Source organism: Caulobacter sp. FV2ps19, assembly GCF_058681035.1.
In genome coordinates, this window is sequence record NZ_CM178729.1 from 3,388,356 (window position 1) to 3,402,688 (window position 14,333).

Genomic DNA, 14,333 nt, shown 5'->3' on the forward strand with positions numbered 1-14,333 from the left:
GCCGTAGAACGGGCAGATGCCTCCGCATGACGCGACACGCTCAGCGTCCCGGCCAGAACGATAGCTCCGAGCAGGAACGCGCGGGGCGAGGCCATGGCGGATCAGTGATCGAGCAGGACGCGACCCGAGGCTTTGGTCCGCAGCCTCAGACGTTGCGTCTCAGCTACGACGGCCAACACCTCTTGCGGATCAGTCGCCTTGAAACGTCCGCTGATCCGGCGTGCGGCCAAGGCGGGATCACCAAGATCGACCTGCAGTCCTGGCGTTTGGCGTTGCAGTTCCAACAGCAGATCAGCCAGTCTCATATCGTCAGCGTCTATCCAGCCCTGGGTCCAGTCAGGTGTCTCCGCATCAACGACACTACGACGCGTCAGCGAAGGTGTCAGAGGCGCATCTCCGGCCACAATGCGATGACCGGCCGTCAGGACAACCCGCTGTCTCGGTGACTTCAGGTCAACCACTTCGATGCGACCTTCCAGGACGGTGATCTCCACCGCGCCGTTGCTCCGCTCGTCCACATTGAATCGGGTGCCCAGCGCGGTGACGCGGTGCGATGCGGTGAAGACGGAAAATGGGCGCTGGGCGTCCTTAGCCACAGCGAAGAAGCCCTCACCGCGCAAGTGGACATCCCGCTTTCTGGCGTCGAAGGCCGTCTTGATGTCGCTGCCGCCGTTCAACTGGACCAGAGATCCATCGTCCAGGTTGGCGCGTAGAGGACGCCCGGCTGGGGCCTGGAACGACTGGCGCACGACCGCCAACTGCGCCGGCATGATCACAATGACCGCCGCCACCCCCGCCAGCGTCAGTCCCGCGCCGCAAGCGGCCGCCCAGCGCCAGCCTTGCGCCCTGCGGCGAGGCTGCGCCTGGACGGACTCCAGCATCGCCTGGGCCTGCGCCAGGGCTGGATCGGAAAGCACCTGCTCATGCCCTTGGAGAAGCGCCGCCCGTTCGGCGCCGCCGTCCAGCCAGGCGCGCAGCTCGGCCTCGCCCGCCGCGTCCATTTCGCGACGCCGTCTGCGATCAGCCCACAGCGCCGCTTGCTGCTCAAGAGTCTCTCGCCTGCGCTTCATCAGTCGGGTTCGCCAGAGACCGCGCGACGCACCTCGATGGCCGCGCGGCTATAGTGTTTCTGCGCCGCCTCGACTGACATGCCCAGCCGCTTCGCGATCTGGGGATAGCTCAGTTCGGCCGACTGTCTCAGCATAAAGACCTCTCGACGCAGTCGCGGCATGCCCCCCAGGGTCCGGGCGTAGAGAGCGGCCCGCTGCTTCATGTCCAGCGCCTCAAGCGGGGATGGGTCGGTCGAGGGAACATGCTCCGCGATCGCGCTGGCGGGCAATCGAGACCGCTTTCTGTCGCTTAGCAGGTTGAGAGCGATGCGGAAGGCGTAGGCCACGGGATCCTTCAACGGCGTGTCGCGCGATCGCGCCAGCGCCCGGACCTGAGCCTCCTGGCTGATGTCGTCCGCGTCGGCCTCGCTGCGCACACGGCTACGGACCAAAGCACGCAGACGATTGGCGTTCTTGGCCAGCAGGTCTCCCGTACTCGTGTTTTCAATCAACATCGTAAGCCGCTTCTAGGGCGCAAGCATGACGCAAAGAAAACAGCAGCGTGAAAAAACACCCAGCGTGAGTTCGCCTCCCCTCAGCTATCGGCGGCTTCACAGCCTGGAGCGTGTGAACAGCCCTCCTGGAAACGACAGTTAGGCCGCTAGCGTTCGATCCCGGACCAGCGACTGGTGAGTCGCGACGCCGGCCAGAACACCATCGGCCGAGGCGAAGGTGGCGTTCTGCATCGGACGGGCCGCATCGCCCGCCGCATAGACGCCGGGCACGGTGGTGGCCTTCCAGGCGTCGGTGCGGATGATCGGGCCCATCGGGCCGTCGTCGAAGGCGCAGCCCAGTTGCTCGGCCAGTGGGCTGGCCATCCGCTGGGCGGGCGCGACGAACAGACCCTCGATGGCCACGACACGCCCGTCGGCCAACCGCACGCCCTCCAGGCTCGCCGTCTCGCCCAGCAGGGCGACGACCGGTATCGGCTCGATCACGACGCCGCGCGCATCCAGCAGAGCGCGCTGCTCGTCATCCGGCGCGAACAGCCCCTGGGTAAACAGGGTGGTGGGGCCCCAGTCGGGGATCATCGCGGCCTGGTGGGCCGACATCGGGTGGCCCGCCAGCACGCCCAGCGGCCGATCACGGTGTTCATAGCCGTGGCAATAGGGGCAATGCAGCACGCTGGCGCCCCAACGCTCCTTCAGGCCGGGGATGTCGGGCAGGATGTCGACGACGCCTGTGGCCAGCACCAACCGTCGCGCCGCCACCCGCCGACCGCCCGCCAGGACCACGGCGAAGCCGCCGGGCAAGGCCTCGGCCCGCAACGCCTCGCCGCGCACGATCTCGACGGTCGGATAGGCGGCCAATTGGCAGGCGGCCTCCTGGGTGATCCTGGTGGGGGCCTTGCCATCCTGACCGAAAAATCCGTGCGAGGCGTCGGCGAAACGGTTTCGCGGCAGACCCGCATCGACCACCAGGATTTCGCGACGGGCGCGGGCCAGTTGCATGGCGGCCGACAATCCGGCGAAGCCGCCGCCGATGATGATGGCGTCAAGCATGAGTATGGTCCTTGGGAAGAGGGATGAGCGAGGCGTCGATCCCGGCGAACAGATCAGCCAGGCTGACGGCCGCCAGCTTTAGGGCCAGGAGGGCGCGCGCTTGGTCCACGGCGTCGTCGAGAGCGAGGTTGACCGCCTTCTCAAGCAGGCATCCGGGCATCTCCTCGGCCTTACCCAGCGCGATGATCGGCTCGTCAAGAGCGTCCTGCACCTGGGCGAGGCTGATCGCCGAGATGGGCCGGCCGAGCCTCCAACCGCCGCCATGACCCTTGGTCGAGACGACGATCCCAGCCTCGCGAAGGCCCGCAAAAGTGCGGCGGATCACCACCGGATTGGTGCCGGCGCATGCCGCCATCTCTTCGGAGGTCATGGGTGTTTGGCGCTGGGCCATGTGCAGCAAGACGTGCAGAGCTACGGAAAGGCGGCTGTCTCGTTTCATGTAATAATACATGTTACGTAAGTTCTCGCGACGCAAGGGGCACCACGAGGTTTTAGTGGCAGCCACCGCCGCCAGCATGACGGCGGCGCCAGTTGAGGATATGGGCGCAGGCCAGCAAAAGCCCGCCCACCACGGTGATGGGCCGCTCCCAGACCGAACGGGGGAAGTCCAGGACGCCGGCCAGCATGAAACTCAAACCGATCAGGGCCAGCGCCACAGCCCGCCAACTGGCGGGTCGACGGATCGGCCAGTCAATCAAGGCCACAAGGGCCAGGGGCGCGGCGATTGAGACAAACAGCACATGGATCCATTCGGCCGCCGCCCATCCGCCGAGAAATGGCAGGACCAAGGCCAAAAACGGCAAGGCCAGGCAGTGAATCTGGCAGAGCACCGTCAGTCCTATTGCTGACAGGTCCAGGGTCTTGGCGACGGCGGCGTTCATGGCGGTTCCTCGTAGAGCGAATGGCGGCGTCGATGGCGTGATCAGCCTGGCTCGCCTGAAGGCTGGAATCTTGCAGGCGCGGACTCCGGGCCTTGGGCGGCGTCCCAGAGCCGCCGCATCTGCTGGTAGATGCGCTCATGGTGATCGCGCGCGCGCCACACCTCCAGCAGGGCTCGCTCGTGAGTCCGCAAACCGCCGGAGTGACTTCGAACGATCCAGAAGGCGGCTGAAGCCCGCGGACCGATGATCCTGAGGCGCAAGGCCAAGGCCAGCATCTGGAGCGCACGACCGATCACGGATGAGCCTCAAGCGCCTCGCAATAGTATCGCTGGCGCGACGAGGCCGCCGCGCCCCTGACCGGCTGCTGCAACACCTCAAAGCGGTAGAGGATCAGCAGCCAGTCGGCGTCTTCCAGACTGACGCCCAGGGTCGACGCCACCCAATCCAGGGTAGGCTCGCCATCCTCCGGCAGGGGGGCGATCTCCCCTCCCTTGACCTTTTGGGCGACCGATCCTCGATCCCGGCGCATGATCAGCCCCAGCTTGGAAAGGGATCGGGCAGCTTGGTCCAGGCCTTTGGTCCCAGACCAAACTGCAGCGGCGAGATCAGGCAGTCGTCGAAGCCCTTGGTCAGGGCCGCGCGATCCATGTCCTGACCGATCAGAACGATCTCCTGACGGCGATCGCCATGGACGGGCTTCCAGACCTTCATGATGGCGTCCAGCCAGGCCTGATCGTCAGGCCATTGGTCGCGGGGCGCGGTGGCCCACCATCGACCATGAGGCTCGGTCTGGGTCACCGCGCCGGCCTGGCTCCATCCGCCGACCCGATCGTAGCGCGTGGCCAGCCAGAAGAACCCCTTGGAGCGAATGACGCCCGGCCACTCGCTCACCAGCCAGGCCTTGAGCTTTTCGGGATGGAACGGTCTGGAGGCGCGGTAGACGAAGTGGCTGATACCGTATTCTTCAGTCTCGGGCAGAACCTCGCCCATCAGGGCCTTCTGCCAACCGGCCGCGCCCTGCGCCCGCTCGTAGCTGAACAGACCGGTGTCGAGCACGGCGTCCAGGACCACGGCGCCGCGCTCGGAGACCACGATCCGAGCATCCGGATTGAAGGTGGCGATGATGCCGCGAAGCCGGCCCAGATCGTCGGCGCAGACCAGGTCGGTCTTGTTGAGCACGATGACGTCGGCGAACTCGACCTGCTCGACCAGCAGATCCACCACCGTGCGCTCATCGCCCTCTCCCGCAGTCTCGCCTCGGTCGGCCAGGCGATCACGCGAGCCGTAGTCGCGCAGGAAGTTGAAGGCGTCGACAACGGTGACCATGGTGTCGAGCCGCGCGACATCAGATAGGCTCCGGTCGGCCTCGTCACGGAAGTCGAAGGTGGCGGCGATCGGCATGGGCTCGGAAATGCCCGTCGACTCGATCAGCAGATAGTCAAAGCGGCCCTCCGCCGCCAGGCGACGGACCTCCTGCAGCAGATCATCACGCAACGTGCAGCAGATGCAGCCATTGGACATTTCGACCAGCGCCTCGTCGGTGCGCGACAGTCCCGCCGCGCCCTCGGCGACCAGAGTGGCGTCGATATTGACCTCGCTCATGTCGTTGACGATCACCGCCACCCGCTTGCCTTCGCGGTTGCCCAGCACATGGTTGAGCAGGGTGGTCTTGCCCGCGCCGAGGAAGCCCGAGAGCACAGTGACCGGCAGGCGCCTGTCGATGCGGCGTGACCCGGCGGAGGCTGAAACAGAGGGCATGATGGCGCTCCAAACGTTATATTATAACATTTGATAGGCTGACACGCCGATCGACGCAAGACTCATTGTTATAATATAACGTTATATAACGTTTGCGATCTAAGCGCCCGGTCCCGCCGTGAGGCCCGTCAATGGCCCCTCCTCATCGACCGTCGCCAGTTGCCGGTCAGCGGCGGCGCCACGCTTCTCGCGGCGGGCGCTCCAGCCCCGGCGCGCGGCGAGAAGAGCGTCGATCGGCTAGTACAGCGCAACGGCGACCGCGACCGCGACCGCGACGGGGAAAACCGGGCCGGCACAGTGGAGCTGAAGATCCCCAAACTCCGCAAGTGTCGACCAGGTCGAGGGCTAGGACCCAGCGCTGGCCAAGGGCGTATCCGCTGGACGAGAGGCGCGTCGCCGCGAAGAACGCTTGCCATGGCCATCCTCCTCCTGACGGGTCAGGATCGATGATGCACCATCACACTCAGGGACTACACACCTAGACTCATCAGCCATCGCCGGCCGAGCGCCAAGCCGCCCAGGCCCGAAATGCAGATCAAGCCACAGAAAGCCGAGTGGAAAAGGTTAGGCGTCGGAGCGCGACGATCGACAACCCTGATCATATCTGGTTCCCCTTCTTAACACAGGCTTCACTCTGAGGGGCCGGGGCGAGCCAACATTCCGCGCCGCACCCGCACGACGGATAGCCGCCATGGCTATCCGATCGCGCCCAACAGGCTCGCCCGTAACTTCCAGGCGGCGGCGCCTGGCCAGGTCTGGCTCGCCGACCTGACCTATATTCCGACCGGGGAAGGCTGGCTCTACCTGGCCGGTATCCTCGACATGCACACCCGCAAGCTCGTCGGCTGGTCGATGCGCGACACCCTGCACGCCCAGATCGCCTTGGACGCCCTAACCATGGCCATCGAGCGCCAAAAGCCCGCGCCGGGGCTCATTCATCATTCGGATCGTGGCATTCAATATGCTGCCGAGGCCTACCGCTCGGCCCTGGCCCGGTCAGGGATTACTCCATCCATGAGCCGCAAGGGCGACTGCTGGGACAACGCCCCGATGGAAAGCTTGTTGGCTTCGCCGGCCTGCGGCTCCACACCCTCAAGACCGAGCGGGTTCATCACCGGGTCTACGCCGCCCGCGCCGAGGCCCGGCGCGATCTGTTCGGCTATATCGAGGGCTTCCACAATTCACGTCGCCTGCATTCGGCTCTGGGCTATATCAGCCCCGCCGAGATGGAACGCAGAGCGGCTTAACCCCGTGCACTTTCTCGGGCGAAGATCAGTACGGGGATTGGGCGCAGTTTATCCCCGTCGGGGTCCGCGAAAACCTCAACCCTTTCAACGCTCTGAAAATAAAACGAGCGCGCCAATGCTCCGCGTTCAAACCGCCCGTATAATCAATCTCACCTGACGGCAGGGGAAGGGCGTCCGGCCGGCGACCAGAGACGGCTGTCAGGGGTGATCGAGCGGGGTCTGCGGGAGTCGCGAGAGCGGGGCTGGCGGACTTAATCAGAGGGCGGGGGACGTAAATCCGCCTATCGGGGAGCTCTCGTCGGAGGTCCCCGCCCGTCCGAAGGTTCGCTCCGGGTCCTCCGGAATCGGCGTGGCTTGCAGCTTCAGGGCTGGGTCCGTCGCGAGGCAGGACAAACCCGGATGGGGGTGAAGGGTTGAACGAGACCCGCGCGCCCCGGCCAGAGGGATAACGATCACGCGGAGCGTTCGTCTTCGTCGAAACGGTACTTAAAAACACTCACATCCGGGCGAGGCCCGGACGCTCCGCGACCCTTCCCATCCCTTCAGCGGGTTTCCGCGTGAGGCGGCGAAGCCGTGTCTTCTCCCTTCCCGTCGGCGGGATGGGGAAAGGAGAGCGCAAGCCCCCTACTCCGCCCCTTCGCGCTCCAGCAGCGCCTTGGCGGCGGCCTTTTCGGCCTCCTGCCGCGAGCGGCCGACGGCTGACACGGGATCGACGCCGGCGACGGTGACCTGGACGGTGAACACCGGCGCATGGTCGGGACCCTTGCGATCGACGACGGCATAGGTCGGCAGCGGCTTGGCCTGGCTCTGGGCCCATTCCTGCAGGCTGGTCTTGGGATCGCGCGGCTTGCCCTGGGCGGCGCGGTCGAACTCGGCGCTCCACAGGTCCAGGAACACCCGGCGCGCCGTCTCCAGCCCGCCGTCACGATAGAGGGCCGCCATCAGGGCCTCGCAGCCGCCGGCCAGGATCGACTCGGTCTCGCGACCGCCGATCTTGCTGGACGAGGCCGACAATCGCAGGGCCGGACCCAGCTCGGCGGCCCGGGCGACCCGAGCGCAGGTCTCGCGACTGACCAGGGCGTTGAGGCGCGGGGCCAGCTCGCCTTCCTTGGCCTGCGGAAAGCGCTCGGCCAGGGCCTCGGCGGCCAGCAGGCCCAGCACGCGGTCGCCGATGAATTCGAGGACCTCGTTATCAGCGGTCTTCTTGGCCCCGTCCCCGACACTGGCGTGGGTCAGGGCCTGTTCCAGCAGCTTGCGGTCCGAAAATTCATGACCGATCCGGCGCTCCAGGTCGCCGACGGCGACAACCCGTCTATCCATCGACACTTATCGCTTCCTTGGGGATCACTTCAGGACGCGGAAGAAGCGGCTGGGGCGAGCATCCAGCACCCAGGTCCAGGGCTTGAACAGGGCCGCGTTGCGGTTCCACGACAGCAGGATGATCTGGGCCTTGCCGACCAGGTTCTCGGCCGGAACGAAGCCGACCCCGACCTCGTCGCCGATATACTGGTCCAGCTCATAGTCCCACTTGCAGGTCCCCGAGCCGGTCTTGAACGGCGAGGTGCCCGGATCAAAGCGGCTGTCGGCCGAATTGTCGCGATTGTCGCCCATGAAGAAATAGCAGCCCGCCGGGACCGTATAGATGCCGGTATTGTCGCCACGGCTGTCGGGGCCATAGTCCTGGGTGACGTACTGGCGGCCTTCCGGATTGGTCTCTTGGAAGCGCTGAACCTGCTGGGTGAAGCCATAGCCCATATCGACCAGGGCCGGGGCCTGGGCCTTCTGCGGCAGGGGCTTGCCGTTGATGTTGACGACACCGCCGCGCACCTGGACCTTGTCGCCGGGCATGGCGATCAGGCGCTTGATATAGTCGGTGCGGCCGTCGCGCGGCAGCTTGAAGACGATGATGTCGCCCCGCTTGGGCGCTTGGCCCAGGATCCGGCCATTGAACAGCGGCGGGCTGAACGGGAACGAGTGCTTGCTCCAGCCATAGCTGAACTTGCTGACGATGATGTAATCGCCTTCCAGCAGATTGGGCTCCATCGACCCGGACGGGATCGTGAACGGCTGGAACAGCAACACCCGCAGCACCAGGGCGATGCCCAGGGCGTAGGCTACCGTCTTGATGATCTCGATGAATTCCTGGACGGCGCCGCCCTTTTCCTCAGGCGGCGAAGTTTCGGCGGCGTCGGTCATGCGGGCGCAGAGCTCTCGGACAAGGGGGTTCCGGCGAACCGGACAGGCTTAGCTAGACGGGCTTGGCGGCAGGGGCAAGCTTTGCGCCGGTTAACGCGGCTTCATGGCCAAGGTTGGGCGCGCAGGCTTACGGCCCAAAACCCTTACTCCGGAAGGGCTTCGATGATCACGAAGGCCTGGGCGTAGGGATGATCGTCGGTCAGCGACAAATGGACCACCGCCCTCATGCCCTCGGGAACCATGCGGGCCAGTTGCTCGGCAGCGCCGCCGGTCAGGGCCAGGGTCGGCTTGCCCGACGGCAGGTTGACCACGCCCATGCCGGCCAGATGCACGCCGCGCTTCAGGCCCGTGCCCAGGGCCTTGGCGCAGGCCTCCTTGGCGGCGAAGCGCTTGGCGTAGCTGCTGGACCGATCAGGCTTGCGCTCGGAGCGGGCCCGCTCGATCTCGGTGAACACCTTGTGCGTGAAGCGGTCGCCGAACCGCTCCAGCGACTTCTCGATCCGCCGGATGTCGCACAGGTCCGAACCGATGCCGAGGATCACGCCGCAACCTCAAGCCTGGCGGCGTCCATCAGAGCCCGCATCCGGTGAATGGCCTGGGGCAGACCCACGAAGATCGCCTCGCCGATCAGAAAGTGGCCGATATTCAGCTCGGCGATCTGCGGGATGGCGGCGATCGGCTTGACCGTCGCGTAGTCGATGCCGTGACCGGCGTGAACCTCCAGGCCCAGACTGACGGCCAGGTCGGTTCCGGCCTGCAGGCGCTTCAGGATCACCGCCGCGCGCTCGACCTCGCCGGCCCGCGCCGCGTCGCAATAGGCGCCGGTGTGCAGTTCGATCACCTGGGCGCCCAGGCTGTGCGAGGCCTCGATCTGGACAGGCTCGGCGTCGATGAACAGCGACACCCGGCTGCCCGCGCCGCGCAACTTGGCCGTGGCGGCGGCGATGGCGTCATAGCCGCGCACGACGTCCAGCCCGCCTTCGGTGGTCACCTCTTCGCGGCGCTCGGGCACCAGGCAGGCGGCGTGGGGCCTGGCCTGCAGGGCGATGCCGACCATCTCGTCGGTCACCGCCATCTCGAAGTTCAGCGGCTTGCCGCGCTTGAGGCACAGGTCGGTCAGCAGCGTGATGTCGGCGTCGGAGATATGCCGACGATCTTCGCGCAGATGGGCGGTGATGCCGTCGGCGCCGGCCGCCAGGGCCAGCTCGGCGGCCCGCACGGGCTCGGGATAGCTGGAGCCCCGGGCGTTCCGGATCGTCGCCACATGGTCGATATTGACGCCCAGCCTCAGCATGATCGTCTAGCTCTTCAGCCGGCGGCTGCCGGGATCCTCGATCGGGATCGCAGCCAGTTCCGGCGGCAGGGCGTCGGCGGGATAGGCCGGCACTTCCAGGCTGCACAGCGAGATCAGCGGCACGCCGACATCAACCTTGCCGCCCGAGCGGTCGACGATGCAGGCTGCGGCGATGACGTCGCCGCCGGCCGCCTGGATCGCGGCGATGCACTCGCGCGACGACAGGCCGGTGGTGACGATGTCCTCAACCATCACGACCTTCTGGCCGGGCTCAAGGTGGAAGCCGCGCCGGAACTTGAAGCCGCCGCCCTCGCGCTCGACATAGATCGAGGCGACGTTCAGGTGACGAGCAGTCTCGTAACCCGGGATGATGCCGCCGACGGCCGGCGACACCGCGACGTCGGGCTGGCCGACCGTGGCGATGATCTTTTCAGCCAGGGCCTTGCACAGGCGCTCGCAGCGCTCGGGGCGCATGAACACCAGGTTCTTCTGCAGGAACACCGGGCTGTGCAGGCCCGAGGAGAGCACGAAGTGGCCTTCGCGCAGGGCTCCTGCGGCGCGGAATTCATCGAGGACGTCATCATTGGTCATGGCCGGGATATAGCCCAGCCGCCCGAGTCTTCAAATGCCGGCGTGACGCCTTGCGCGGGGCGCGGGATTTGGCTCTACACGCGCCATGACCGAACCTCTTCGTCCCCGCGTCGGTTGCGGCGCCGCCATTCTCGACGACCAGGGTCGTCTGCTGCTGATCAAGCGCATCAAGGCGCCCGAGGCCGCCCATTGGGGCGTGCCGGGCGGCAAGCTGGACTGGGGCGAAGCGGCGCGGTCCTGCGCCGAGCGGGAAATCGAGGAAGAACTGGGCATCAGGATCGCCGCCGGTCCGGTCCTGGCCGTGACCGACATGATCGCCGACGACTATCACTGGGTGGCGATCACCTACCGCGCCGAACGTTTCGAGGGCGAACCGGCGATCCAGGAAGATCACGCATTGTCAGAATGGGGCTGGTTCGCGCTGGACGCCCTGCCCTCACCGCTGACCGCGGCGACGTCAGACGCCGTCGCGGCGCTGAACGCCTAACCCCGCGTCCGGTCCACGGTCTCGACCGACGGACAGGCCCGCAGAGCCGCCGAGATATTGGTCAGGTGCTTGGCGTCGCGCACCTCGACATCGATGTCGGTGTCGAAGAAGTCGCTCTGGCGATGGTGCATGCGCAGGCTGACGATATTGCCGCCCGCCTCGCCGATGATCGTGCAGACCTGACCCAGCACGCCGGGCGCATTCTGGATCGTGGCGTGGAGGCGGGTCAGCGACACGGTCTCGCGCTCGGCCTCGGGCGTCCAGTTGAGATCGCGCCAGAGCTCCTCATGGTCCTCATAATCGGCCAGCTTGGGGCAGTCGATCGTGTGGATATCCAAGCCGCCATCCTGTTCGGCGGCGGCGTCCTCGCGCAGGATGCCGACGATGCGGTCACCCGGCACCGGACTGCAGCAGGGCGCAAAGTGCAGCGAGACGCCCGGGGTCAGACCGCCGCCGCGCACATAGAGCGTCGCAGCCTTGCCGCCCTCGATCTTGCGGCGCGCCGAAGCGGCCGCCATGTCGGTGTCCTTCATGCCCGGGAAGGCGGTTTCAAGCACCTGGCTGGGCGACACCCTGCCACGGCCCACGGCGTCGAACAGGGCCTCGTCACCGTCCAGGGCGAAGCGTTCCAGGATGGGACGCAGCGACACGTCCTTCAGCCGCTTGCCCGCCCGCTCGAAGATCTGCTCCACCGAGGATCGGCCAAGGCGAAGGAATTCCTCCTTCTCGGTCTGGCGGATATGGCGACGGATGGCGGAGCGGGCCCGACCGGTGACGGTCAGGGAGCGCCAGTCGGGCGGAACCACCGGCTTGGAGCCGCGGACGACCTCGACCACGTCGCCATTGTTGAGGGCCGTGCGCAGCGGCTTGAGCTCGCCGTTGATCTTCACGCCGATACAGGTGTCGCCGACGCTGGTGTGGACGGCATAGGCGAAGTCCAGCGGCATCGCGCCGCGCGGCAGGCTGACCAGCTTGCCCTTGGGCGTGAAGACGAACACCTGATCCAGGAACATCTCGAGCTTGGCGTGCTCGACCAGTTCCTCGGCGTCGCCGCCGTGTTCCAGCACCTGAACCAGTTGGCGCAGATTGGCCAGCGGATCGCGGCCGCCGGCGGCCTCCATCCCCTCAAGGTCCAGCCCGTAGGAGGCGTCCTTGTAGCGGAAGTGGGCGGCCACGCCCTCTTCATTGACCCGGTCCATCGCCTCGGTGCGGATCTGCATCTCGATGCGCATGCCGCGCGGCCCGACCACCGTAGTGTGGATCGAGCGGTAATTGTTGCGCTTGGGCGTCGAGATGAAGTCCTTGAACCGCTCAGGCACGCAGGCCCAGGCCCGATGGACGACACCCAGCGAGCGATAGCAGTCCTCTTCGCTATCGACGATCACGCGGAAGGCGTAGATGTCCGACATCTGCGAGAAGCCGATCGACTTGCGCTGCAGCTTGCGCCAGATCGAATAGGGCGACTTTTCCCGACCAAACACCCGATCCGGAACGCCTGCGGCCTCAAGTCGGGCCGCGATTTCCTGCGAGACCAGGGCGACAGCCCCGCCCTGCTCGGCGCGCAGAACTTCCAGCCGCCGGATAATGGCGTTGCGGGCCACCGGATTGGTGTGTTCGAAGCTGAGTTCTTCCAGCTCGGTGCAGATGCGATGGCAGCCGATGCTGCGCGCCAGCGGCGCATAGATGTCGCGCGTTTCCCGAGCGATCCGTTCGCGCTTGGCCTGGCTCTTGATGAAATGCAGCGTCCGCATGTTGTGCAGACGATCGGCCAGCTTGACCAGCAGGACGCGGACGTCCTTGCTGATGGCCAGGATGAACTTGCGCAGGTTCTCGGCCTGGCGCGAATGCTCAGCCTGCAGTTCCAGCTTGGAAAGCTTGGTGACCCCCTCGACAAGCTCGGCGACCTCGTCGCCGAACAGGCCCGCGATATCCTCGCGGGTCACCGGAGTGTCCTCGATCACGTCATGCAGCAGGGCCGTGACGATGGTCGCGGTATCCAACCGGTATTCGGTCAGGATGCCTGCCACCTCGATAGGATGAGCGTAATAGGGATCGCCGCTGGCCCGGGTCTGACTGCCATGCATCCGCATCGCATAGACATAGGCGCGGTTCAGCAGCGCCTCATCGGCGGTCGGGTCATAGGAGAGAACCCGCTCGATCAGCTCATACTGGCGAAGAAACTTCTGGCGGACCTTGGGGCCCGCCGCGGCCGGCAGTTCGTCGGAGGCCTGAAACGAAGACGCGCCCGAATCGACCCCGGCTGGGGGATCGATGGGCGCGTGTTCGGAATCAGCGGCGGCAAGCGCCGCTTCAAGAATTAGAGGGTCTGCGCCTTCGGGGCTCAGTACCGCTCCTCCTGCCCGCCGTCACGGTCGCTTTGCAGGGCGCGAACCAATTCCAGCTCGCTCATCTGCATGTGGCTCGGATCGGCCAGAAGCGCCAGGGTTTCGGCTTCTTCCTCGGCTTCGGTGTGCTCATCGACGCGTTGCAGCGTGCTGATCAGCTGTTCCTTGAGGCCTTCGTGATCAACGACGTCGTCGGCGATCTCGCGCAGAGCGACGACCGGATTCTTGTCATTGTCGCGATCGACCAGCAGGGCTGCGCCTGCTGAGATGCTGCGGGCCCGATGGGCGGACAACAAAACGAGCGCAAACCGGTTCGGAACCTTCTCGACGCAATCTTCGACGGTGACGCGGGCCATGAATTCCTCGGGCTAGCCGTGATGCTCTGCAAAATAAGGGTCCACGCGACGTTACGCAACGCCGCGGGGGTTGTCGCCCATCTTTCGCGAGGGGGCGCTTATGCCCGCTTCGCACAGGGAAGTCCAGAGCGCGAAACATCAGGTAGTGTCTCAGTTTGAAATCTGACGCGAGGAATCGACTCTCTCGCGCCAAAGTGTGAAGCTTGGCCGATGTCAGATACGGCAGCGGCAATAAATGCGTGCGCGGGGTTGGTCGCCAATGCGGTGCCACACTGTGCGCCAGCAATACCAGTAAGCCCGCCCCCAAGCTCCGATGCGCTCGCAAATTCGCTGGCGGCTCAAGCCAATGCAATTTCCGCCCAGGCGAACTATTTAACGCTCGCGACCATTATTCTTGGGGTCCTAGCGCTCGCCGCCACCCTTGGGTGGGGATGGTTGGTCAAGATTTGGGCTGAAAAAGCTGCTAAAGATGCGGTTACGGAATGGATGGATCGAAACGCTGCGGCCGAGATTTCAAAGCTCGTCGGAGATATCGTTCCAAACTGGACGGACGGTGGCAGCCCATCG

General features: G+C 65.7%; 17 protein-coding genes and 1 pseudogene. 3 read left to right on the forward strand and 15 right to left on the reverse strand.

Annotated features, from left to right (window positions below):
- Positions 1 to 101 precede the first annotated feature (101 nt).
- From ACW18B_RS15985 to zigA, 8 genes are all read right to left on the reverse strand, one after another.
- On the reverse strand, positions 102 to 1,001 hold the full coding sequence (locus ACW18B_RS15985; protein ID WP_492048009.1) for a FecR family protein: 900 nt from the start codon (positions 999 to 1,001) through the stop codon (positions 102 to 104).
- A 68-nt stretch (positions 1,002 to 1,069) separates the two neighbouring features.
- On the reverse strand, positions 1,070 to 1,564 hold the full coding sequence (locus tag ACW18B_RS15990; protein ID WP_492048010.1) for an RNA polymerase sigma factor: 495 nt from the start codon (positions 1,562 to 1,564) through the stop codon (positions 1,070 to 1,072).
- Between the two features lie 138 nt (positions 1,565 to 1,702).
- Complete coding sequence (locus tag ACW18B_RS15995) at positions 1,703 to 2,611, reverse strand: NAD(P)/FAD-dependent oxidoreductase (RefSeq protein WP_492048011.1); 909 nt, start codon at positions 2,609 to 2,611, stop codon at positions 1,703 to 1,705.
- Complete coding sequence (locus ACW18B_RS16000; RefSeq protein WP_492048012.1) at positions 2,604 to 3,128, reverse strand: RrF2 family transcriptional regulator; 525 nt, start codon at positions 3,126 to 3,128, stop codon at positions 2,604 to 2,606. The genes ACW18B_RS15995 and ACW18B_RS16000 overlap by 8 nt, the downstream gene beginning before the upstream one ends.
- Positions 3,103 to 3,492 carry a MerC domain-containing protein gene (locus tag ACW18B_RS16005; protein WP_492048013.1) on the reverse strand — a complete coding sequence of 130 codons (390 nt, stop codon included), beginning with the start codon at positions 3,490 to 3,492 and terminating at the stop codon, positions 3,103 to 3,105. Before ACW18B_RS16005 ends, ACW18B_RS16000 begins: the two co-directional genes overlap by 26 nt.
- 41 nt (positions 3,493 to 3,533) lie before the next feature.
- Positions 3,534 to 3,767, reverse strand: coding sequence for a FecR/PupR family sigma factor regulator (locus tag ACW18B_RS16010; protein WP_492048015.1), 234 nt, complete (start codon positions 3,765 to 3,767; stop codon positions 3,534 to 3,536).
- Positions 3,768 to 3,784: 17 nt separating this feature from the next.
- Positions 3,785 to 4,021, reverse strand: a complete 237-nt coding sequence (locus tag ACW18B_RS16015) for a hypothetical protein (RefSeq protein ID WP_492048016.1) — start codon at positions 4,019 to 4,021, stop codon at positions 3,785 to 3,787.
- Between the two features lie 2 nt (positions 4,022 to 4,023).
- Complete coding sequence (zigA, locus tag ACW18B_RS16020; RefSeq protein ID WP_492048017.1) at positions 4,024 to 5,250, reverse strand: zinc metallochaperone GTPase ZigA; 1,227 nt, start codon at positions 5,248 to 5,250, stop codon at positions 4,024 to 4,026.
- 645 nt (positions 5,251 to 5,895) lie between these two features.
- Here zigA and ACW18B_RS16025 point away from each other — a divergent pair.
- A pseudogene (locus ACW18B_RS16025) lies at positions 5,896 to 6,497 on the forward strand (IS3 family transposase); the annotation flags it as partial.
- 624 nt (positions 6,498 to 7,121) lie between these two features.
- Here ACW18B_RS16025 and rnc read toward each other — a convergent pair.
- The 5 genes from rnc to pyrE form a co-directional block, all read right to left on the reverse strand.
- Entirely contained in the window at positions 7,122 to 7,817 is a 696-nt protein-coding gene (gene rnc, locus ACW18B_RS16030; protein ID WP_492048018.1) for a ribonuclease III, read from the reverse strand.
- A gap of 24 nt (positions 7,818 to 7,841) precedes the next feature.
- Positions 7,842 to 8,693, reverse strand: coding sequence for a signal peptidase I (gene lepB / locus ACW18B_RS16035; protein WP_492048019.1), 852 nt, complete (start codon positions 8,691 to 8,693; stop codon positions 7,842 to 7,844).
- Positions 8,694 to 8,836: 143 nt separating this feature from the next.
- Positions 8,837 to 9,235, reverse strand: a complete 399-nt coding sequence (gene acpS / locus ACW18B_RS16040; protein ID WP_492048020.1) for a holo-ACP synthase — start codon at positions 9,233 to 9,235, stop codon at positions 8,837 to 8,839.
- The gene (locus tag ACW18B_RS16045) at positions 9,232 to 9,990 is read right to left on the reverse strand and encodes a pyridoxine 5'-phosphate synthase (RefSeq protein ID WP_492051750.1); all 759 of its coding nucleotides are present in this window, start codon (positions 9,988 to 9,990) and stop codon (positions 9,232 to 9,234) included. The genes acpS and ACW18B_RS16045 overlap by 4 nt, the downstream gene beginning before the upstream one ends.
- 3 nt (positions 9,991 to 9,993) lie before the next feature.
- The gene (gene pyrE / locus ACW18B_RS16050) at positions 9,994 to 10,578 is read right to left on the reverse strand and encodes an orotate phosphoribosyltransferase (RefSeq protein WP_492048021.1); all 585 of its coding nucleotides are present in this window, start codon (positions 10,576 to 10,578) and stop codon (positions 9,994 to 9,996) included.
- 85 nt (positions 10,579 to 10,663) lie between these two features.
- On the opposite strand from pyrE, the gene ACW18B_RS16055 reads away from it, so the two are divergent.
- A complete protein-coding gene (locus tag ACW18B_RS16055) occupies positions 10,664 to 11,065 on the forward strand; it encodes an NUDIX domain-containing protein (RefSeq protein ID WP_492048022.1) in 402 nt (133 codons plus the stop codon).
- Here the strand turns inward: ACW18B_RS16055 and ACW18B_RS16060 are convergent.
- Positions 11,062 to 13,155, reverse strand: a complete 2,094-nt coding sequence (locus ACW18B_RS16060) for a RelA/SpoT family protein (RefSeq protein WP_492048023.1) — start codon at positions 13,153 to 13,155, stop codon at positions 11,062 to 11,064. The genes ACW18B_RS16055 and ACW18B_RS16060 overlap by 4 nt on opposite strands.
- On the opposite strand from ACW18B_RS16060, the gene ACW18B_RS16065 reads away from it, so the two are divergent.
- On the forward strand, positions 13,144 to 13,386 hold the full coding sequence (locus ACW18B_RS16065) for a hypothetical protein (protein WP_492048024.1): 243 nt from the start codon (positions 13,144 to 13,146) through the stop codon (positions 13,384 to 13,386). The two genes, ACW18B_RS16060 and ACW18B_RS16065, sit on opposite strands and share 12 nt — an antisense overlap.
- A gap of 20 nt (positions 13,387 to 13,406) precedes the next feature.
- On the opposite strand, the gene rpoZ is transcribed toward ACW18B_RS16065, so the two are convergent.
- Positions 13,407 to 13,766, reverse strand: coding sequence for a DNA-directed RNA polymerase subunit omega (gene rpoZ / locus ACW18B_RS16070; protein ID WP_492048025.1), 360 nt, complete (start codon positions 13,764 to 13,766; stop codon positions 13,407 to 13,409).
- Positions 13,767 to 14,333: the final 567 nt, after the last annotated feature.

Bases quoted from the DNA above. Each gene is read 5' to 3' on its own strand.
- ACW18B_RS15985 (WP_492048009.1), bottom strand. From the start codon at position 1,001: ATGGACGCGGCGGGCGAGGCCGAGCTGCGCGCCTGGCTGGACGGCGGC.
- ACW18B_RS15990 (WP_492048010.1), bottom strand. From the start codon at position 1,564: ATGTTGATTGAAAACACGAGTACGGGAGACCTGCTGGCCAAGAACGCC.
- ACW18B_RS15995 (WP_492048011.1), bottom strand. From the start codon at position 2,611: ATGCTTGACGCCATCATCATCGGCGGCGGCTTCGCCGGATTGTCGGCC.
- ACW18B_RS16000 (WP_492048012.1), bottom strand. From the start codon at position 3,128: ATGCTGGCGGCGGTGGCTGCCACTAAAACCTCGTGGTGCCCCTTGCGT.
- ACW18B_RS16005 (WP_492048013.1), bottom strand. From the start codon at position 3,492: ATGAACGCCGCCGTCGCCAAGACCCTGGACCTGTCAGCAATAGGACTG.
- ACW18B_RS16010 (WP_492048015.1), bottom strand. From the start codon at position 3,767: ATGCTGGCCTTGGCCTTGCGCCTCAGGATCATCGGTCCGCGGGCTTCA.
- ACW18B_RS16015 (WP_492048016.1), bottom strand. From the start codon at position 4,021: ATGCGCCGGGATCGAGGATCGGTCGCCCAAAAGGTCAAGGGAGGGGAG.
- zigA (WP_492048017.1), bottom strand. From the start codon at position 5,250: ATGCCCTCTGTTTCAGCCTCCGCCGGGTCACGCCGCATCGACAGGCGC.
- rnc (WP_492048018.1), bottom strand. From the start codon at position 7,817: ATGGATAGACGGGTTGTCGCCGTCGGCGACCTGGAGCGCCGGATCGGT.
- lepB (WP_492048019.1), bottom strand. From the start codon at position 8,693: ATGACCGACGCCGCCGAAACTTCGCCGCCTGAGGAAAAGGGCGGCGCC.
- pyrE (WP_492048021.1), bottom strand. From the start codon at position 10,578: ATGACCAATGATGACGTCCTCGATGAATTCCGCGCCGCAGGAGCCCTG.
- ACW18B_RS16055 (WP_492048022.1), top strand. From the start codon at position 10,664: ATGACCGAACCTCTTCGTCCCCGCGTCGGTTGCGGCGCCGCCATTCTC.
- ACW18B_RS16065 (WP_492048024.1), top strand. From the start codon at position 13,144: ATGCATCCGCATCGCATAGACATAGGCGCGGTTCAGCAGCGCCTCATC.
- ACW18B_RS16060 (WP_492048023.1), bottom strand. From the start codon at position 13,155: ATGCGGATGCATGGCAGTCAGACCCGGGCCAGCGGCGATCCCTATTAC.
- rpoZ (WP_492048025.1), bottom strand. From the start codon at position 13,766: ATGGCCCGCGTCACCGTCGAAGATTGCGTCGAGAAGGTTCCGAACCGG.